The organism is Mesorhizobium australafricanum (genome assembly GCF_033977265.1).
Classification (GTDB): Bacteria; Pseudomonadota; Alphaproteobacteria; order Rhizobiales; family Rhizobiaceae; genus Mesorhizobium; species Mesorhizobium australafricanum.
This window is the reverse complement of sequence record NZ_JAVIIT010000001.1, coordinates 35,674-49,932: the sequence shown is the minus strand read 5'-3', so window position 1 is coordinate 49,932 and position 14,259 is coordinate 35,674. Positions and strand designations below refer to the sequence as shown.

General features: G+C 60.7%; 17 protein-coding genes and 2 pseudogenes. 5 read left to right on the top strand and 14 right to left on the bottom strand.

Annotated features, from left to right (window positions below; translation table 11 throughout):
• The 4 genes and pseudogenes from RFM98_RS00280 to RFM98_RS00265 form a co-directional block, all read right to left on the bottom strand.
• Positions 1–690 (bottom strand): ABC transporter permease subunit, encoded by a 690-nt coding sequence (locus RFM98_RS00280; RefSeq protein WP_320307525.1) that lies wholly within the window; start codon positions 688–690, stop codon positions 1–3.
• Between the two features lie 80 nt (positions 691–770).
• On the bottom strand, positions 771–1,589 hold the full coding sequence (locus RFM98_RS00275; RefSeq protein WP_320306970.1) for a transporter substrate-binding domain-containing protein: 819 nt from the start codon (positions 1,587–1,589) through the stop codon (positions 771–773).
• A gap of 44 nt (positions 1,590–1,633) precedes the next feature.
• Positions 1,634–2,430, bottom strand: a pseudogene (locus RFM98_RS00270) (amino acid ABC transporter ATP-binding protein).
• A gap of 1 nt (position 2,431) precedes the next feature.
• The gene (locus RFM98_RS00265; RefSeq protein WP_320306969.1) at positions 2,432–2,764 is read right to left on the bottom strand and encodes a hypothetical protein; all 333 of its coding nucleotides are present in this window, start codon (positions 2,762–2,764) and stop codon (positions 2,432–2,434) included.
• Positions 2,765–2,925: 161 nt separating this feature from the next.
• On the opposite strand from RFM98_RS00265, the gene RFM98_RS00260 reads away from it, so the two are divergent.
• The gene (locus tag RFM98_RS00260) at positions 2,926–3,594 is read left to right on the top strand and encodes a FadR/GntR family transcriptional regulator (protein ID WP_320307524.1); all 669 of its coding nucleotides are present in this window, start codon (positions 2,926–2,928) and stop codon (positions 3,592–3,594) included.
• Between the two features lie 208 nt (positions 3,595–3,802).
• Here RFM98_RS00260 and RFM98_RS00255 read toward each other — a convergent pair whose 3' ends face one another.
• Complete coding sequence (locus RFM98_RS00255) at positions 3,803–4,234, bottom strand: hypothetical protein (protein ID WP_320306968.1); 432 nt, start codon at positions 4,232–4,234, stop codon at positions 3,803–3,805.
• Between the two features lie 200 nt (positions 4,235–4,434).
• Positions 4,435–4,689, bottom strand: a complete 255-nt coding sequence (locus RFM98_RS00250; RefSeq protein ID WP_320306967.1) for a hypothetical protein — start codon at positions 4,687–4,689, stop codon at positions 4,435–4,437.
• A 68-nt stretch (positions 4,690–4,757) separates the two neighbouring features.
• Here RFM98_RS00250 and RFM98_RS00245 point away from each other — a divergent pair, with 68 nt between their 5' ends.
• Positions 4,758–6,761 (top strand): protein-L-isoaspartate(D-aspartate) O-methyltransferase, encoded by a 2,004-nt coding sequence (locus RFM98_RS00245; RefSeq protein WP_320306966.1) that lies wholly within the window; start codon positions 4,758–4,760, stop codon positions 6,759–6,761.
• Between the two features lie 19 nt (positions 6,762–6,780).
• Positions 6,781–7,467, top strand: coding sequence for a type 1 glutamine amidotransferase domain-containing protein (locus RFM98_RS00240; protein ID WP_320306965.1), 687 nt, complete (start codon positions 6,781–6,783; stop codon positions 7,465–7,467).
• A 584-nt stretch (positions 7,468–8,051) separates the two neighbouring features.
• Here RFM98_RS00240 and RFM98_RS00235 read toward each other — a convergent pair.
• From RFM98_RS00235 to RFM98_RS00205, 7 genes and pseudogenes are all read right to left on the bottom strand, one after another.
• Positions 8,052–8,273, bottom strand: coding sequence for a DUF2274 domain-containing protein (locus tag RFM98_RS00235; protein ID WP_320306964.1), 222 nt, complete (start codon positions 8,271–8,273; stop codon positions 8,052–8,054).
• 1 nt (position 8,274) lies between these two features.
• Positions 8,275–9,411 (bottom strand): TraB/TrbI/VirB10 family type IV secretion system protein, encoded by a 1,137-nt coding sequence (locus tag RFM98_RS00230; RefSeq protein WP_320306963.1) that lies wholly within the window; start codon positions 9,409–9,411, stop codon positions 8,275–8,277.
• Complete coding sequence (locus RFM98_RS00225) at positions 9,408–9,653, bottom strand: TrbG/VirB9 family P-type conjugative transfer protein (RefSeq protein WP_320307523.1); 246 nt, start codon at positions 9,651–9,653, stop codon at positions 9,408–9,410. Before RFM98_RS00225 ends, RFM98_RS00230 begins: the two co-directional genes overlap by 4 nt.
• Before the next feature lie 33 nt (positions 9,654–9,686).
• Positions 9,687–10,226 (bottom strand): annotated as a pseudogene (locus tag RFM98_RS00220) (replication initiator protein A); the annotation flags it as partial.
• A 17-nt stretch (positions 10,227–10,243) separates the two neighbouring features.
• Entirely contained in the window at positions 10,244–10,525 is a 282-nt protein-coding gene (locus RFM98_RS00215) for a helix-turn-helix transcriptional regulator (protein WP_320306962.1), read from the bottom strand.
• A 300-nt stretch (positions 10,526–10,825) separates the two neighbouring features.
• Entirely contained in the window at positions 10,826–11,152 is a 327-nt protein-coding gene (locus RFM98_RS00210) for a DUF736 domain-containing protein (protein WP_320306945.1), read from the bottom strand.
• Positions 11,153–11,154: 2 nt separating this feature from the next.
• Positions 11,155–11,337 (bottom strand): hypothetical protein, encoded by a 183-nt coding sequence (locus RFM98_RS00205; protein ID WP_320306961.1) that lies wholly within the window; start codon positions 11,335–11,337, stop codon positions 11,155–11,157.
• A gap of 968 nt (positions 11,338–12,305) precedes the next feature.
• Here RFM98_RS00205 and RFM98_RS00200 point away from each other — a divergent pair.
• On the top strand, positions 12,306–12,770 hold the full coding sequence (locus tag RFM98_RS00200; RefSeq protein WP_320306960.1) for a hypothetical protein: 465 nt from the start codon (positions 12,306–12,308) through the stop codon (positions 12,768–12,770).
• 365 nt (positions 12,771–13,135) lie between these two features.
• Positions 13,136–13,435, top strand: coding sequence for a DUF1236 domain-containing protein (locus tag RFM98_RS00195; protein WP_320306959.1), 300 nt, complete (start codon positions 13,136–13,138; stop codon positions 13,433–13,435).
• 38 nt (positions 13,436–13,473) lie between these two features.
• Here the strand turns inward: RFM98_RS00195 and RFM98_RS00190 are convergent, their stop codons facing one another.
• Complete coding sequence (locus RFM98_RS00190) at positions 13,474–14,106, bottom strand: hypothetical protein (protein WP_430682246.1); 633 nt, start codon at positions 14,104–14,106, stop codon at positions 13,474–13,476.
• Positions 14,107–14,259: the final 153 nt, after the last annotated feature.

Sequence of the window (14,259 nt, the reverse complement as noted above, 5' to 3'; positions counted from 1 at the left end):
TCACATCCCTCCGAAGCCGCGATTGAGGACCCGTTCGATCCTGGAAAATGCGGTTTGGCTGGCGAGCGTCATGGCGAAGAACAAGGCCGCAGCGATGCAATAGAAAAACAGCGGCGATCGGGTGATGCCGGCGGCGATTGCAGCGGTCCGCATCAGTTCCTGCAGGCCAACGACCGAGATCAAGGACGTATCCTTGATCGTCATCTGCCACACATTGTTGATGCCGCCCAGTGCGAGCCTCAGGGCGAGCGGAAAGGTGATGCGAAAGAACGTCACCATTCGCGGAAGCGCCAAGGACCGAGCGGCCTCCAGCATGCCGGCGGGCACGGCTTGGAGTGCGCCGCGAATGACCTCGATGGAGTAGGCACAGGATATCGCGGCAATCGCTATGACGCCGACGATCATCGGATAGGCATTCTCGGCAGTCTGCTCGTAGCCGAACGTGCCAGCGACCGTTCTTACCCAGTCCAAGGAGCCGTAGAACAGCAGGTAGATCACCAACAGCCCAGGAATGCCGCGGATCAAGATGCTGTAAGCATCCACCATCTGTGAGACGACCACCACCTTCTGCCAGCGCAGGATGGCCAATGGCGTCGCCACCACGAAACCGAGGAGCATGCCGAGGAGCCCGATCACAATTGTCACTGCGCTCCCGCGCAGGAGAGCCAGCGCCCAGCCATGCCCCACCATCAGAACCCAGAAATCCTGCATAGACTCCTCCCGTCCGCCTGCCTTGGCGTTGCCCAAGGCAGGCCGCTCCTATCGAAGGATCACTGCTTGCAGGGGATGGTGTAGTCGTCCTGGAACCACTGCATGGAAGCTTTCTTGACCGTGCCGTCGTTAATCATTTTGCAGAGAGCCACGTCGACCTTTGCCTTGAGATCGGTGTTGCCTTTGCGCATCCCTACGCCCATGCCTCGGCCGAGGACTTCCGGATCGTCCGTGGAAATTATCTTGACGTCGATTTTCGCGAAGTTCGCGCCGTCCGGCGTTGCGAGGAAGTCGACCCAGGTTGGTGAATCTCCGAAAGCTACGTCGATTCGACCGCTAGCGAGGTCGGCCGTCAGCTGGGTAACGGCGTCGTAAGTTTTCAGGTCGGCGCCCGTCATCCGCTTCTCTATGAACCTGGCGTAAGTAGTGCCTGTGGGGACACCGACACTCTTGCCGACGATCGCCTTCTTGATTTCATCAAGGCTTTTCAAGGCGGCCAGTGGAGAGTCCTTCGCAACGACGAAGTAAAGAGGCGTTGTGGCATAAGGGATAGAATAATCAATTTTCTTTTCTCGCTCAGCTGTAATGCCAAGACCTGAGATGATGACGTCAAATCGGTCGCTGTCCATTGAGGGGACAAGCGAACTGAACGTCTGGACGACGAACTTACATTGGACCTTCAGTTCGGCGCAGATCCCATTGGCGATGTCGGCATCGAAGCCGGTGACGTTGCCGCTCGGGTCGGCCATGCTGAACTTCGGCGCGTCGCCTTCGGTGCCGATTCGCAGAGCACCTTCCTCGGCGAAGGCCATGCCCGCCGCCCCGGCGACGAGCAGGCCGGATGCGAATGCGGACTTAATAAGCTTGCTGATTTTCATTTCAGTTCCCCTTGGTTGGTTCTTGATCTTCCCAGTGCCTGCCTTCAGGCATTGGCCGGCATCACGCTCGAAAGAAACCGCTTGACCGCTTCGCTTGCGGGGTTTCGAAACAGTTCTTCCGGCGTGTCATCCTGCTCGAGGCGGCCCTTTTGCAGGAATAACATTCGGTTCGACAGCTTCCTTGCGAACCGCATTTCGTGCGTCACGAGGAGGATTGTCGCACCTTCCTCGGCGAGTTTGCGTATGATCTTCAGGACCTCTCCGACCAGTTCCGGATCGAGTGCGGAGGTCGGCTCATCGCACAGCATTTCGGGCCCATCGCCAGGACGCGCGCGAAGGCGACACGTTGCTGCTGGCCACCCGAAAGTTGCTGCGGGTAGCGGTCGCGGAAGGTTTCCATGCCGACCTTCGACAACGCCCACAGCGCGATTTCTTCTGCCTCCTTCCGCGACAGCTTGAGGACGTAAACGAGTGCTTCGGTCACGTTGCCGAGAACGGTTCGGTGCGGCCAAAGATTGAAATTTTGAAACACCATTCCGATGTGACGTCGAACCGTTCTGACCGCGGCCGCATTGACAATGCTTGGCTTCCCGTGGGCGTCAGAGGTCACAGAGAGGGCCTCTCCCATGAATTCGATCTGCCCGGAAGTCGGCGTCTCCAAAAAATTGGTGCAGCGAAGCGCGGTGCTTTTCCCGCACCCCGACGACCCGATGAGCGAGACGACCTCGCCCTGCCTTACGGTGAAGCTAACTCCGTCCAACACCTTCGTGGAGCCAAATACCTTGACGAGATTTTCGACCTTCAGGACTTCGGCGGCGCATGAGATCTCGCGGTGCAGCATGCTAACCGGCCACCGCGCCTTGCGCATTCAATTCTACGGACACGCCATCTACAGCCGCTTTGGCGATACCGATCATCTCATCGCCGAACCCGACGAACGCTACGTTCCTGCCGAGTTCCGTGGAGTAGCTGATGATTTGGCCGGCCGCCTCCGTGCAAGGCTCAGCGACAGCATCCACCGAGGCGATCGCATCCGCGACATCGCCGTCAGTGACTGATGCAACGGCTCGAGCCATCGTAAGATCGAGCACGTCGAGGGCGAGTGCGTTTTTCGCATTCCGCCACTGCACACGGATGACGAGTTGGGTCCGCGCTTTGCCGGCGGCGACGGCCACGTCACACCGCGATTCCGCGTAGGGCTTCTGGACTCGATTTGGCCTCACAGGGGCTCCATTCGCAACCAAATTGGTTTCAAATTGCGACCAATTTAGCATTGGTCTTGATATTGGTGTCAACATGGATCAAATTGGTTGCGAAAAAAATCGAAGGCAGGATGATGAGCGTCATACTCAAGGATTTTATCGAGGCGGAGGGGTTGGAGGCAGGCGACCGCCTGCCACCCGAGCGTGATTTGGCGCTAAAGCTTGGCCTGCCTCGCACCGCGCTACGGAGGATGCTCGCTTCCCTCGAGAACGAGGGGCGCCTAATAAGACACGTAGGAAGGGGCACCTTCATCGCAGGCGGCGGAGTGACGTCAACGGCATTACGCAGTCCGCCAGGCAGCGCAGGTGACGCGATCCGCACCTATCCCGCAGAAGTGTTCGAGACGCGTTTGATCATCGAGCCAAAAATCGCCGGATTGGCCGCGCTCAGGGCGACGCCGCAGGCAATTGATGAACTGGAAAAATCGATCGACAGAGGGAGCGCCGCCGAAACGCTTGTCGATTTCGAAAAGTGGGATGCAGTCTTTCACCGCATCGTCGTCGAGGCGGCAAGAAACGGTCTTCTGTCGTCACTATACGAAGTAATCCATAAGGTGAGGGCCGGAAACTTGTGGGGTCGAATGAAAGAGCAATCACTCACACCGGACAGAATGAGAGGTTACATCACCAGCCATCGAGAAATTCTAGGGACCATCAGGGACCGCGACAGCGTGGCGGCAGAGTTAAGTATGTACAACCATATTATGGAAGCGAGGGCGAACATCCTTGGCCCGCATGCATGACGCCATGGAACGGACGTGTCGAATACATTTAATAGCTTGGTCAACTCCAAGCCGGATATGCTGTGCCTACCAGCGCACTTGTTCCTGGGGACCTTCGAGTTCAAACCGGGCGCGATGGAGAGATGGCCTTGCTGTCGCAGGACGCCTGCGATGGCGAGCCCGGGCTGACATCCTGGCCAGATGGCCAAGAAACGCCGGCAATGCCGCTTCAGCGCATCAGCACATTTCTCAGCCAGGCTAGAAACTTGTTCCCACGAATGGTCCTGCGGACCCTCGCGGCGGCCCAACTGGCCGGCATGGTGCCTCCGGCATGGCAGCTACAGACGATTTCATGCAGCTGCCAATCGCTGAGTTTGAAAAACCGCTTTGCCTCCCCGTAACTGTCGCCCTCGAGCCCTGAGGCACGCAGCATCGGATCCTCGAAGGCAACGGTAATCGGCGACCCAGCCGCGCGTGCTTCCTCGCGGACTCTCGGATGCAGATATTCCGTGCCTGTGAGCGCTCCAAGGCATCGCGACGGCTGCTTCTCGAGAAGTTCTGCCCAACGCTCAATCCTTTGTATTCTGGTCATGATAGCGTTTTGTACCGAGGGGCTCACATCTGCGATCGTCTGCAGTTCGTGAAGTGTTTGGTGTTTCATGATCGGCTCCTGTTGATGTCCCAATATTCACCGCTTTGTTGGGAACTATCGCGACAGCATGCCCCGACAAGAGTGTTCTCAAAGAGAGTTTCATTCGCCATTCCATTGGGGCGCAGGAGCGGCCTCTTCAGGACCATTGCCGCCATTTTTGATCTGCAGAAATCTTCTCAATTGTCGTCTCTCAAGGCCCGAGGTCGCCCTTATGCCATAACGGCCAAGGCATCCGCGAAGGACCCGTCGCTGCTGAAATTGCCCGACTTGAGGGCCATGCCGACCTCCATTTGTTCGCAGCGCGGCCAAGCATAAAGGATCAGGTGGATTCTGATGCAGGCCGCCGTTTCTCGGCGGAACTGCTTTTGTCCGATCCACGTTGCTGCGAAAGAAAATGCCACATGACCGAAACCTGCCGAAGCTGAACGCTGAGGTTCGTTTCCGTGACGCAGGCGCTCCGTCATGGCCGATCTGGTGCAAAGCAGCATTAGTGGAAGCGCAAGGTAAGCGCCCCAAACGACTGGAGGCCGACATGCTCGATGGGCCGCATTCCCGCAACCGCATGGTTGACGTGCAAATCGTTGGTCGCGGTGTTCGCGACCGCAACGTGCTGGATGCCATGCGCGAAGTTCCCCGCGAAAAGTTCGTCGACCCTGGTTTCGAGGAATTCGCGTATGAGGACAGCGCCCTGCCGATTGGAGAAGGCCAGACCATCTCGCAGCCCTACATCGTGGCATTGATGATCGAGGCCGCCGAGGTGAAGCCTGGCGACCGCGTGCTCGAAGTCGGTGCCGGGTCAGGTTACGCAGCCGCGGTGCTCAGCCGCATCGCCGCCCGCGTCCATGCCATCGAACGGCATGGGGCGCTCGGGGAAGCGGCGGAGAAGCGCTTCGACAGGCTAGGCTACCGGAACATTGACCTGCGCGTCGGCGACGGCACCAGGGGTTGGCCGGAAGCAGCGCCTTTCGATGCCATCCTGGTCGCGGCCGGTGGTCCGGCAATACCCCAGGCGCTCAAGGACCAGCTCAACGTGGGCGGCAGGCTGGTCATCCCTATCGGCGACAAGCACCGCACGCAGCGCCTACTCAGGATCACCCGGATCGGCCGAACCGGCGGTGCAGAATTCCAGGAAGAGGACCTGGGCAGGGTGATGTTCGTGCCCTTGGTCGGCGAACAGGGTTGGGCCGAAAACGGCATCCGCGCCGCAACCAATCACGTTCCCGGTCATTCCGCCGGGCGGAGACTGTCCGAAATGATCGCCGCCGTGGCCGAGCCGCTGCCAGACTTCGATGATCCGGCATTCGGAACCGCGTTTGACCGTTTCTCGGATAAAAAGGTGGTGCTGCTTGGCGAGGCCAGCCACGGCACGTCGGAGTTCTACAAGGCCCGCGCCGCGATCACGCGGCGGCTGATCGAGGCACACGGCTTCACCATTGTTGCGGTCGAGGCTGACTGGCCAGATGCCGCGGTAGTGGATCGCTATGTGCGCCATCGCCCGTCTGTGACATCGAACGAAATACCGTTTCGGCGGTTTCCCACCTGGATGTGGCGCAATACCGATGTCGCCGCATTCATTGACTGGCTTCGCGACCGCAATGAAAACGCGGCCGTCAACGCCCGGCGAGCGGGCTTTTACGGGCTCGACATCTACAACATGAGCGGTTCTATCGGCGCCGTCCTCGACTACCTGGACAAAGTCGATCCCGAGGCTGCCGCGGTGGCCCGCGAACGCTATGGCTGCCTGACGCGGTGGCAGAAGGACCCTTCCACCTATGGCCGTGCGGTGCTCAGCGCAGGCTACGCCAAATGCGAGAAGGCGGTGATCGCCCAATGCCGGGAACTTCTGGCGAAGCGGCTGGACTATGCCAGATCGGGCGGCGAATCCTACCTGGATGCCGCCCAGAACGCCCGGCTGATCGCCTCGGCCGAGCGCTATTATCGCATCATGTATTATGGCGGGGCGGAGTCCTGGAACTTGCGCGACAGCCATATGTTCGAGACACTTCAACATCTTCTGGAAGCACAGGGACCTAACGCGAAGGCCGTGGTGTGGGCCCATAATTCGCATATCGGCGATGCCCGCTATACCGAAATGGGCACGGCGCGCGACGAATTGAACATCGGACAATTGTGCCGCGAACATTTCGGCCGGCAAGCGGCCCTGATCGGGTTCGGGACCCATACCGGAACAGTCGCGGCGGCAACGAACTGGGACGGCGACATGGAGGTGAAGCAGGTTCGCCCGTCGCATCGCGACAGCTATGAGCGGCTCTGCCATGATGCCGGCGTGCAGCGCTTCCTGCTCGACCCTCGCCGCGACGAGGCATTGCGCCGCCGCCTGCTCGAGCCGCGGCTCGAACGCTTCATCGGCGTGATCTACAGGCCGGAAACCGAATTGGTAAGTCACTACGCAGAGGCTTCGCTGCCGCATCAATTCGATGCCTTCGTCTGGTTCGACGAGACCTCGGCGGTTATGCCGCTCGGGCCTGAACACGCTAGAAAGGGTGTGCCAGACACTTATCCTTTCGGGCTCTAGTGCGCGTTACATAGTCCTCATGGTACTTACCTCTCACGACACTCTCGGCGAAACCGGCAAGAAGACCGGCTTCTGGCTCGAAGAGCTGGCAGCGCCATACTACGTGTTCAACGAGGCCGGCGCCGAGGTCATCCTAGCCTCGCCGAAGGGTGGTCAGTCGCCTCTCGACCCGAAGAGCGACGAGCCGATGTTCCAGACCGACCTGACGCGGCGGTTCAATGCCGACGAGGTTGCCAAGGCACAGCTCGCAGAAACCGTGCCCCTCGACAACCTCGACCAGAAGGACTTCGATTCGGTCTTTTACCCCGGCGGCCACGGTCCATTGTGGGATCTGGCCGAAGATCCGAATTCGATCCAGCTGATCGAAAGCTTCATCGCGGCCGGCAAGCCGATCGCCCTCGTCTGCCATGCGCCGGGCGTCCTGCGTCATGTGACCAATGCCGACGGCACCCCATTTGTTCAAGGGCGCTACGTCACCGGCTTCACTAACTCCGAGGAAGAGGCCGTGGGTCTCACGAAGGTCGTGCCATTCCTGGTCGAGGACCAGCTAATCAACCTCGGCGCGGTGTTCTCCAAGGTCAAGGACTGGGGTGTACACACCGTCGTCGATGGCCTGCTCGTCACCGGTCAGAATCCGGCCTCATCGAGTGAGGCGGCGGAGGCACTGGTCGCTACTCTGAGTCAGATGAAGACCAGGATCGCCTGAGCGCGCTGAGCCTCGTGATCCGGCGGCAGCTCGCGCCGGCGGATGACCTTCACAAACTGGCGTTTGTTATGTCCTCCCCATCGTGGATTGGCCAAGCCTGGCGCCAAAACTTTCATGGAAGGATCGTGTCTTTGATAGGGCATTCCCATCCGGTCCGGCCGATCGGTCCCAAATTAGCGTGCGATCAGGTTAATGGCCAGGTCTTCGGTAATCTCGCTTTTGCGGTCTATGCCACCCCGAGCGCAGATCTGGTCGAAGATGTTCTGGAGAAGCGACACGTCTTCAGGCTCGAAGACGCCGACATCGGAAGCGTCGCCTGGTGCCGGCGCTGATGGCAACGGCCTCCCTCGCGATTTCACCCTTCGCGCTGGCAATATTTTGGCCTTCGTTATTCAGAACGTTCTGGATACCTTTGAATACTCCAACCGCGGCGCCGTCGTCACAGTGGTCGATTCACATTGCGGCCGCCTTCGTCTTCACACCACCACGGTCACCGGGGAGATTGCCGCCGAGATTTGCCACTTTGAAGTCCTATCGGCGTCTCGGCTCAAGACGCACGCCGGTCGTCGGCCATAGGAAACGGTCTAAGCCTCCTGCTTCTTTGCTTTCGCAAAGCCGCGGTCCGTTGCGATGAACCGTTCAAGCATCGGCGCGATCAAGCGCGATGGATCGGCAGATGGCCGCCCGGTCTCGCGCCCAAGGATCTCTCCATATTTCACCAAATCGCGATGCAGAGGCGCCGGTAGTTCCACCGTAATCTTCACTGGCTTGTCGTCGGCGATCGTTGCGAGTTTCAACTTGGCCATGTCAACCTCCGTATGGTTCAAGGGCAAGGTCGCGGGTGACGAGGACGCGAACGGGAAACCCCGGCCGGATCGTGAGCGTCGGCGCGATAGCGAGTTGCCGCTGAACGACCTGCTGTCCGACCTGGTTGACGCTATCGGAAGCGCCGCTTCGCAGAGCACGCACGATATCGCTGTCTTGATCAGAAGAACCGGCCTGCGCGCCAACGCTCAGAATGGTCGACAACGCCGCGGCCTTGAACAGCTCGCCCCAGTGATAGTCGACGTCGTCCTCGAGTCCGGCATAGCCCTGAGTGTCTGCTCCGGGCTGCCGCTCCAGCACGATGGACCGTCCGTCGGGAAAGATCAGCCTGTTCCAGACCAGCAGCACGCGACGCTGCCCGGAACCAATTCCGCTATCGTACTGCCCAATAATACGAGTGCCTTGCGGGATGAGCAGCGAGCGGCCGGTGGGACTGTCATAGACATTTTCGGTTACCTGAGCGTCGATCTGCCCGGGAAGGTCGGACCGGATACCCGTAATGAGCGCGGCCGGGATTACCGCACCGGCTTGAAGCACATAGGGTGACGCGGGAGGCGTAAGGTGATCCGGGGCCACGGTACGCCGGTCAGCGGCGGCGGACAGGAAGGAAAGCTGGCGATCCCGCGCATTTGGCTGAGCGTTCTGACTGGCAAGGTCGTTAATAGTGGGGGCGGACGCCTCGGCGGTCCGGGCAACTCCTTGCGCTGTCTGGAAAAAGACGCGCGAGGTCCTGGCCGCCTCCTCTTCGGCCCGCCGGCGTTGCTCGGCTTCGTCAATCGCGGGGGCTGGGATGGACGGCGGCACGACGGCCTGTCGACTGTTTTGGGCATCGAGGATCGGCCTGCCGAGATCGCCAGGCAGCGGCGGCCCAAGGATCGGGCCGGCATAGTCGCGCGGCAGGCTTGCCAGTCCGTCGGCGGGCGGCCGGTGCGACGTCGGGTAGACCTGTTCGCCCTGCTTGAATGTGTTGGCGTCCTGCAGAGCGTAAATCAGCGCGCCCCCGACACAGAGCGAGGCGACGAAGCCGATGCCTGCAAGCATCTTGCGCGACAGACGCGTCACACGCGGTGGGTCGGCGCGAAGCCGCATGGGTTCGACGTCCATATCGTTCTCGTTCATGGCTGCAGCGCTCCCCTTTGCGTTGCGTTCGGCACCTTCGATGCAGCGCCGTCGCCTGGCCTCCGCCACAACCCATGGTCTCCATCGATTCGCACGATCCTTACCGTCTGCTGCCGCTTGCCAGCGCCAAGACGCAGTTCGGCCGCACCAAAAAGGCGGTCGACGATCAGGACGTTTTGATAGACGCGGCTGTTGGTGATTTCAGCCTCGCCGTCCGGACCGATGACGAAAATCGGTGGCATCTCACCTTGCACGATGCCGCGCGGAAACTCGACCATGACGGCGCGATAGAACCAATCGGGCAGGATCAGTTCGACGCCAAGCGGGCGGCCGTTTCGACCCGAGCGCTCCTGCCATTCATTGATCCAGGAGAAGCGATGGCGACGGCCTGCAGCAGGCTGGCGAATGGAGGTGACGACGCTTGTCGACTGCAGGCGATCAAGCGCCGCCTTGAGGCGCAGATAGTCTCGCTTGGAGACGCCGCGGCCGATGAAGGTCAGCATTTCATATGGCGTCGCGGCCATCAGGCGCGACGTGCGCAATCCGGCATCCCGCGCGTTGACTATCTGGCTGGCGGCCCAGATCAGGATATCGGCATCCCAGATCGTCGCCATGCCATGGTCGGGCATCGCTTCGACACGGATAGCCACATCGCCGGCGCGAAAGTCGATCGGCGCGATGCGCCTGGATTTGGCGAGGGAGAAGAAGGGATAGGCCATGAGATCCTGCGCATCGCGTGGCGCGACGACGCCGGGCAGCGCTTGAAACAGGTCGAGCTGTTCGCGCTCCAATGGTGAGCGTGGTCGTGCCGACATGGGGGAGATCAGCGGGCTCAGCGCCTTTCGCGTCCGGCATAGGCGATCAGGCGGGCGGCCTGAGGCTTGGCGGGCAGCACCGAGCCATGCGGATCGGTTGTCGACGTCATCGCGCCGCGCTGCACCCAGGCCTGAAGGTCGTCGACGGCATAGACGACGCGGCCGCCAAGTTTTCGATAGGCAGGCCCGGTCCCGTAGCAGCGGTGTTTCTCCAGCGTGCGCGGAGATAGGCTGAGGAAATGCGCTGCTTCCGAAGTGCGCAGGTAGCGGGGCGGCAATGGCGCGGCGTCGGCGTTCATGGGGTGTCTCCTTCCGGCCGTTGCGTTTGAACGGCGATCGATGGCCAGGATGGAGGAGCGTGGGGACGGTGATCAGGTGCGCAATTGAAGGGCGCTATTTCGCACCGCTAACGGCCTTCAGGAGTGGCGCCGTCGCACGCGCAGCAATCGATGGTACCGGCGCTCAACTCTCCTCAGCGCCATCGCGCATCACGCAACGCTTCCGATGACAGGAAGCCAGGCCATGGCGGCCGGCGGCGCGGAAAGATTTCGCGTCATGGGGAGACGCCTCGCCCGGTACCGGGCGAGGCGTTTGCCGATTCACTCACCGTTGCGGCGGCTGGGGCGGGACCAGATGAGGCTGTGGCCCTCGCCTTCCTCGTCGGCGAAGAGGTTGGCGTAGATCGGAGCGGTGAAGCTCGGATCGTCCAGCTTGAGCCCGAGATAATCGCGACCCTCGTTGGAGCGCTTGGACCAGGCGGCGCCGATCTCGGCCTTGCCGACCACGACGCGGTGGCTTGGAGCGTTCTCGCCGCTGGCGCGGGTGTCGGCGACGATGCGCACGTTCTTGGCCTGGACGCTGAGGGTGACGATCTCGCCGGTGAACTCGTTCGCATTGGTCTTCTTGAAAGTGCCGATGGTAGCCATTTTCAGTCTCCGTTTTCTTCGTTTCCGAGCCCGCACCATGCGACCTCGATGGCGATCGTCGGGCCGAAGGCGACCGCCGCCGCATCGCTTGCGACCGCAGCAAAGCGCAGGATGGCGCAGGCGCGCGTTTCTTGTTTCCGCGAGGAATGGGCTTCGCCCAGGGGAAGAAACGCGCGACGCGCCATTGCGGCATAGGCGGTCGAGGCTTCAGCCGTCCTTCGGCCAGATCAGCCCGTTCGAGAGGTCGTTGGTGCCCTCCGCGAAATGGCCGACGGAGGCAATGGCGCCATGCGGGATCAACAAAGATTAAGCGGACTGTTTCGCTAGCGGATTTCCTGACACAGACTCGGCATGTACTGCATCAAAGCCTCTTTCCCTCCAGTGCCAAGCGCACGCCTACTTGGAGCGACTTGGTGCTCGGATCAAAAGCGCTCGCCCACGCTGCAACCTCGACATGTCGTGCTGCGGGCGTGAAGCTATTGAGATCGCCCTTCCCGCAGATATACGATTACGTGTTGGACGCCTTTGGGAATCGGCTGCAAAGAAGTTTTGGAAGCTGCCTTTACGCCCCGCGGCATTTTATGAATGTCTCATTTGGGGCCGGAAGTTGTCCGTCAGCTTTCGGGACAATCGCGTCGATAAGCCGACCTTCCGCTTCCGGCCAATCCGGTCTTTTTCATAGCGTCGGTTGAACGACCCTTGGCGCGGCGCCGCTTTGCCCGTCAACGCGCACCTAGCAGGCCACCTCTCGACTAACGTGAGCCCGTGGCAACTGTGTGGGCACCGCCATGAGCCCCGAACGACCGACCGGTTAAATCGGGGACATGCCATCCCGCAAGACGGGATAGAAATATATCATCATGTCTGTGATGTCAGCCGGTGATGACGTCGGTGTCGGGTCTAGGTGCTTCGTGGCAAGCCATGACGAAAGTGCAAAATTGCGCCGGGACGCCCGCGAATGGGGTGCTTGGGTTTTAGCGCTCGTAACCCCTCACTCGACCGTCAGAGATCGAAAGTGGCCGCCCCCAGCCAAATTCGTTTTGGCTTTGGAACTTTCCGGCCGGATGGGGGTTCGACGGCCATAGGGACGAGTGGGGCCGCTCAGACCTGTCGCAGGATTTGCAGGCAGAGCAGCCTTCGGACGGAGACGGCCATGAAACACCAAACGCTTAAAGAACTGCATGCGGTCGCGGAGGTCGATGCAGCCTACCCCGTGATGACCCGAAGCCAGAGGCTGGACCATTGGGCATCGCTTCTCGAGCAGGATCCCGAGCGGAGCCTCGGCGCCCTGCCGGGCACTGAATACATGAGCCTGGATGAACGCGACAAAGCGCAATGCCTCGAATCTCCGCTTAGCGTGGCATTCGCGGATCCAATCTTGCGCTCTCAGGGACTGAGGAGTGCCACCTACGGTGAAGCGAGGCGCTTCTTCGAGCTAGCGGATTGGCAATTGCACGCCATTGTTTGCCATTGCCATGTCGGCGCAAGCATGAAGGCCGGTTGGGCTGCCGCAAGAGTCCGGGCCGCCACCAAAGACGATGGAAAGCTGTTCGGGAAATTGCGCGAGAGGATCGCCGATTGGGCATCGACGCGCCTTTTCCCTCGTCATCAGGCATAGGCGAACCTAGCGCAATCCAGTTCTATTTTTGACCGCGGCATTCGTTGCGTGCTGCGCGGTCAGGATCCTTGGTTCGATCTTTATCTACGGCGCTCGAAGCCATCGCCCCGCGTTCTTCGTTAGCGCCGGGCTCCAGCGACTTCGCCGTGTCGCGGCCGCTCCCAAGGCTCGGCGGAGATCCTCCAGCCGTTAGTTACCCTGGACTTTGGTCTGATGCTGGAAACGCATTGGTCCCAGTCGATCTCCTCTGTGAAACATCAAGCTGGGAACGTCATTTCTTTGGCGGATCGCCGAGATCGTCCCCTATCGGCGTTCTGCCGGTGTCGCGCCGGCATTGGCAAAGGGGGAGTAATGGAGATATCGAAATGAAGACGATGATCACCAATTCTGTTGCCGGCCTGTTGCTCTTGTCCGGCATCAGCGTCGCTATCGCGGATACGGTGGTTCTGGCACCTGAACAGGAAACGACCATCCGCGAATATGTGAAGAAAGAACCCTTGGCTTCGATCAAGTTGCCGGGCGTGGAGTTGAAGATCGGGAGCACGGTGCCCGAGAAGGTCGAGCTTCATAAAGTACCCAACGTGAAATACGAATACACGGTGATCGACAATCGGACCGTGGTCGTGGACCCCGAAACCCATACGATCGTCAAAATTCTCGACTGACGGTCGTATCCTGGCGGGAGCGCCGCTCCGGCGCCCCGTCAGTGTAAGAGGCCGTCCATATCGAAATCTTCCCAGCCTCTCAGCCGTGGCGCATCGTCCCCGCCCTCGTCGGTGTGATCTGCAACCCCGCCGCGCTTCTTTTGGGAGCGCTTCAGAGCCGCCCTTGCGGCGGCGCGTCGCCGGTTCTCCGCGGCTGTCGCCGCATCTTCGTCGCGCCAGACAGCGACCAGATCGCGGTCGAGCACATCCTCGATGTGGCGCGGGTCGAACACGTGGAAGGTAATCTTCCTGGCCCGGCCGCGAAGTTTCACGGTTCGCGTCCCGGCGCTCTGAAGCCGACCGTCCTTCAGCCAGCGGTGCCGCTCGCCGGTCGAAATCGTCAGGATGTCCTCGACTTCGCGGGGGATGACCGGCAGGTCTTCGATGTCGCGCATGGCCTCGGACACGATCTCCGCTGCCGCCTTAACGTCGGCATCTGAGCCCTCCGGCAGGCGCAAGGTGAGCACCCGGGATTCAATGTGGAGGAGCTTTCGAAGTTGCGCAGGAAGGCGAGCGCGTATCTCGAGGAAAATGCCCCGCGCCCGCATTGATGACCCTAAGGTGGTTGCCGGCGAAAGCGGCCACTCTGCGATTAGTTTTGCGGTCGGTTCGGTTTTTCGGCGCACGGGCATGTCAGATAGATAGGGCGTCCGCACTGGAGACACTATCCAACACGGGGCACGTGCTTCCGTAGATGCGAAGCTCAGCGGCGTGGCACCGAAATCGAATTGGCGTTGGAACAAACGCCGCGCCCCTCTGTTTGCCTCCAAGCACAATTCAGTGCG

What these genes read in the sequence shown, in the direction of transcription:
- RFM98_RS00245 (WP_320306966.1), top strand. Translation starts at nt 4,758, where the DNA reads ATGCTCGATGGGCCGCATTCCCGCAACCGCATGGTTGACGTGCAAATC.
- RFM98_RS00230 (WP_320306963.1), bottom strand. Translation starts at nt 9,411, where the DNA reads ATGAACGAGAACGATATGGACGTCGAACCCATGCGGCTTCGCGCCGAC.
- RFM98_RS00235 (WP_320306964.1), bottom strand. Translation starts at nt 8,273, where the DNA reads ATGGCCAAGTTGAAACTCGCAACGATCGCCGACGACAAGCCAGTGAAG.
- RFM98_RS00225 (WP_320307523.1), bottom strand. Translation starts at nt 9,653, where the DNA reads ATGCCACCGATTTTCGTCATCGGTCCGGACGGCGAGGCTGAAATCACC.
- RFM98_RS00190 (WP_430682246.1), bottom strand. Translation starts at nt 14,106, where the DNA reads ATGCCCGTGCGCCGAAAAACCGAACCGACCGCAAAACTAATCGCAGAG.
- RFM98_RS00280 (WP_320307525.1), bottom strand. Translation starts at nt 690, where the DNA reads ATGGTGGGGCATGGCTGGGCGCTGGCTCTCCTGCGCGGGAGCGCAGTG.
- RFM98_RS00195 (WP_320306959.1), top strand. Translation starts at nt 13,136, where the DNA reads ATGAAGACGATGATCACCAATTCTGTTGCCGGCCTGTTGCTCTTGTCC.
- RFM98_RS00240 (WP_320306965.1), top strand. Translation starts at nt 6,781, where the DNA reads ATGGTACTTACCTCTCACGACACTCTCGGCGAAACCGGCAAGAAGACC.
- RFM98_RS00205 (WP_320306961.1), bottom strand. Translation starts at nt 11,337, where the DNA reads ATGGCGCGTCGCGCGTTTCTTCCCCTGGGCGAAGCCCATTCCTCGCGG.
- RFM98_RS00260 (WP_320307524.1), top strand. Translation starts at nt 2,926, where the DNA reads ATGAGCGTCATACTCAAGGATTTTATCGAGGCGGAGGGGTTGGAGGCA.
- RFM98_RS00200 (WP_320306960.1), top strand. Translation starts at nt 12,306, where the DNA reads ATGAAACACCAAACGCTTAAAGAACTGCATGCGGTCGCGGAGGTCGAT.
- RFM98_RS00215 (WP_320306962.1), bottom strand. Translation starts at nt 10,525, where the DNA reads ATGAACGCCGACGCCGCGCCATTGCCGCCCCGCTACCTGCGCACTTCG.
- RFM98_RS00255 (WP_320306968.1), bottom strand. Translation starts at nt 4,234, where the DNA reads ATGAAACACCAAACACTTCACGAACTGCAGACGATCGCAGATGTGAGC.
- RFM98_RS00275 (WP_320306970.1), bottom strand. Translation starts at nt 1,589, where the DNA reads ATGAAAATCAGCAAGCTTATTAAGTCCGCATTCGCATCCGGCCTGCTC.
- RFM98_RS00210 (WP_320306945.1), bottom strand. Translation starts at nt 11,152, where the DNA reads ATGGCTACCATCGGCACTTTCAAGAAGACCAATGCGAACGAGTTCACC.
- RFM98_RS00250 (WP_320306967.1), bottom strand. Translation starts at nt 4,689, where the DNA reads ATGACGGAGCGCCTGCGTCACGGAAACGAACCTCAGCGTTCAGCTTCG.